At 44.1% G+C, this 2,947-nt stretch carries 2 protein-coding genes; both read left to right on the plus strand.

Features of this window, described 5'->3' with window-relative positions; all coding sequences use genetic code 11:
* The coding region (locus tag AB4496_RS13895) for an L-serine ammonia-lyase (RefSeq protein ID WP_372131176.1) at window positions 1-831 on the plus strand (831 nt) is incomplete at its 5' end.
* A 409-nt stretch (window positions 832-1,240) separates the two neighbouring features.
* Complete coding sequence (locus AB4496_RS13900; protein WP_086027533.1) at window positions 1,241-2,719, plus strand: peptide MFS transporter; 1,479 nt, start codon at window positions 1,241-1,243, stop codon at window positions 2,717-2,719.
* The last annotated feature ends 228 nt before the right edge of the window (window positions 2,720-2,947 follow it).

Raw genomic sequence — 2,947 nt, forward strand, 5'->3', positions numbered from 1 at the left:
GAGCAGCAAGGGCTTAGCCTTGGTGGCTTAATCCTGCGCAATGAAGTGTCTTTTCAAGGCATGGACGTGATTGACCAAAAAGCCGACCAAATCTGGAAGGTGATGTCTCTGTGCATGCAGCGAGGCTTCGACACCGAAGGCATCCTTGATGGCGGTCTAGAAGTGACGCGTCGAGCCCCTGCTCTTTTGAAAAAGCTTGAGGCCAATGCTTCGATTGAAAACGATCCAATGGAGATCATGGATTGGATTAACCTATTTGCCTTTGCTGTGAGTGAAGAAAACGCTGCGGGTGGACAAGTCGTAACATCGCCAACTAACGGTGCGGCTGGCGTTATCCCTGCGGTACTAATGTACTACCACCGCTTCATCAAAGAGCTAGACACTAAGCAGTTGAAAGACTTTTTAGCAGTCTCTGGCGCTATTGGCATCTTGTACAAAACCAACGCTTCGATTTCTGGTGCAGAAGTGGGTTGTCAGGGCGAAGTTGGCGTATCTTCATCAATGGCTGCAGCAGGCTTAACCGCCCTACGCGGTGGTAGCAACGAACAAATCTGCATCGCAGCTGAAATCGCTATGGAACACTCACTAGGCATGACATGTGATCCGATCGGTGGGCTTGTTCAAGTGCCATGTATCGAGCGCAATGCAATGGGCGCAATGAAAGCCATCAACGCATCACGTATGGCGCTGAAACGCACCAGTAAGTGTCTTATCTCGTTAGACAAGGTTATCGCAACCATGTACCAAACAGGTAAAGACATGAACAAAAAGTACCGTGAAACGTCCTTAGGTGGCTTGGCCGTGATCCACATGGCTCCTCCTTGTGAATAACCGCTAAGAACACGAGTCGAGAAAGCCGCTGTAGAGACGGCATTATCGTAAACGTCGTTTTCGATACCCAAACAAAGCCAGCCACCAAGCTGGCTTTTTTATTGGCTAAAATCCAACAGCTAATTGAAAGTGATACTCACTTGAATATTTTACAAGATTTCCACCTGTAACTTTCCGTTCTTGGCTCGCGAATTAGCAACAAATAAATCTGACCGACATTTACACAACCATCCACTAGCAAAATCTAATATTGCATATTTAATGCATGAGAAAAATGAATCGCTCGATAAGAAAAGATATAGAGAGCAAAGTAACGAACACATCAAATGTTTCATTTTATGTATTGCTATTAATGATATTATAATTGGGTAATTACACTACATATCAACACAAATGTGAGAATAAAATAATGTGGAATAGATTAAACAAATCAATGATGTTCTGCCAAATGATGTTCGGACTTTCGTTCTATGGCGTCATGGTGATCTTGACTCGTTTCTTCCTTGAAGATCTGAACTACAACGAAGCCGACACCATGATGGTTGTTGGTGCTTTCTCTGCAATCGGACCGCTATTTGCTATCGCAGGCGGTTTCATCGCCGACAAATTTTTAGGCGCATACCGATCATTGACCATTGCCTTTCTCGGATTCGCAAGTGGGTACGGTCTACTGGTACTCGGTGCCGCAGCGACTAATGTTCCAATGGCATTATGTGGTATTGCTTTAGCGAGTTATGCGCGTGGTTTGATGTCCCCTTCTTACCCAAGTCTTTACAAACGCACGTTCAAAACTCAAGAAGATTTCGAAAATTGCTACCCAATCAACTACTCAGTAAACAATATTGGTGCTCTATTAGGTCAATACCTGTTCCCAATGCTAGTGCTAGTTGTCGGTTTCCACGGTGGCTTCCTTCTTTCAGGTGTTCTAGCAGGTGCTGCACTTCTGATGATGCTCTTTGTTCGCAAAGGCCTTGTTGAAGCAAGTGCTGAAATCGACCAAAAACCAGTTAGCACGAAAAACTGGGCTGCGTTCCTTGGTCTTTCTGCTGCAATGATTGGCTTGGTATTTTTCATGTTCTCTAACATGGATATTGGTCAGAACATCGTTTACGCGATCGGCGCGGCAGCAATCATCTACTTTGTCTCTTTGATGATGAAATCGAAGAAATCAGACATGCTGAAAATGGGTACTATCTTAATCATCACATTTCTGACGACATGCTTCTTCGTGTACTACGGCCAAATGATGACGTCGATGACAATGGTAGCGATCAACACAATGCGTGGCGATCTACTCGGCTTCATCCCTGTAGCCCCGGAAGCTTCAATGGCAATGAACCCACTTTGGTGTATGGTTGCAGGCCCTATTATTACGGGTATCTTCTCTAAGCTAGAAAAGAAAAATATTCACTTCTCTACCGCAACCAAAGTAGGTTTCTCTTTCATTCTGACGGCGATCGCTTTCGGTATCTTAACGATGGCAGTAACGACCGTAGGTGAAGACATTCTGATTCGCCCTGAAGTGTTCTTAGCAATCCACTTCTTCCTAGCATTTGGTGAAGTTATTGTTGGTTCTATGGTTGTAGCCTTCATTCTGTCTGTTGCACCTAAGCACATCGAGAACTTCTCAGTAAGCTTATTCTCTGTAGCAATCGCAATGTCAGGCATTGTTGGTGCCGTATTCTCAACGTCTATTGCACTTGAGAAAGGCCAAGAGATCACACAAGAGATCGTTCAAACGGTTTACGGTGATTACTTCCAAATGCTGACTGTTCTAGCGGTTGTAATGGTAGGTATCGCAATGGCAGCATCGTTCATTATTCGTAAGATGCTAGACGCAGCGAAAGCCGCAGATGAGACGATCGAACTAGAGCAAGCAAACAGCTAATTCTGCTCACGTTAAATAGCTATAACACTTCAAGCCCTTTAGTTTTCTAAAGGGCTTTTTTGTCGGTATGGATGCCAGGGTAAATAAATTGGTGATTCAAGTTACGTTGCTCTGTGTAAATCAAAGTAAATGATAACTATTAGTATTGAGTGTTTTTTAGTTCAGGATTATGATGTCGGAATCAGAACCTGAGAGAGCCTTATATGAGCAAGCCTAGCCCTATCACAT

The sequence above is a fragment of the Vibrio sp. 10N.222.46.A1 genome, from assembly GCF_041473595.1.
Taxonomy (GTDB): Bacteria; Pseudomonadota; Gammaproteobacteria; order Enterobacterales; family Vibrionaceae; genus Vibrio; species Vibrio tasmaniensis_A.

What these genes read in the sequence shown, in the direction of transcription:
- AB4496_RS13900 (WP_086027533.1), top strand. Translation starts at nt 1,241, where the DNA reads ATGTGGAATAGATTAAACAAATCAATGATGTTCTGCCAAATGATGTTC.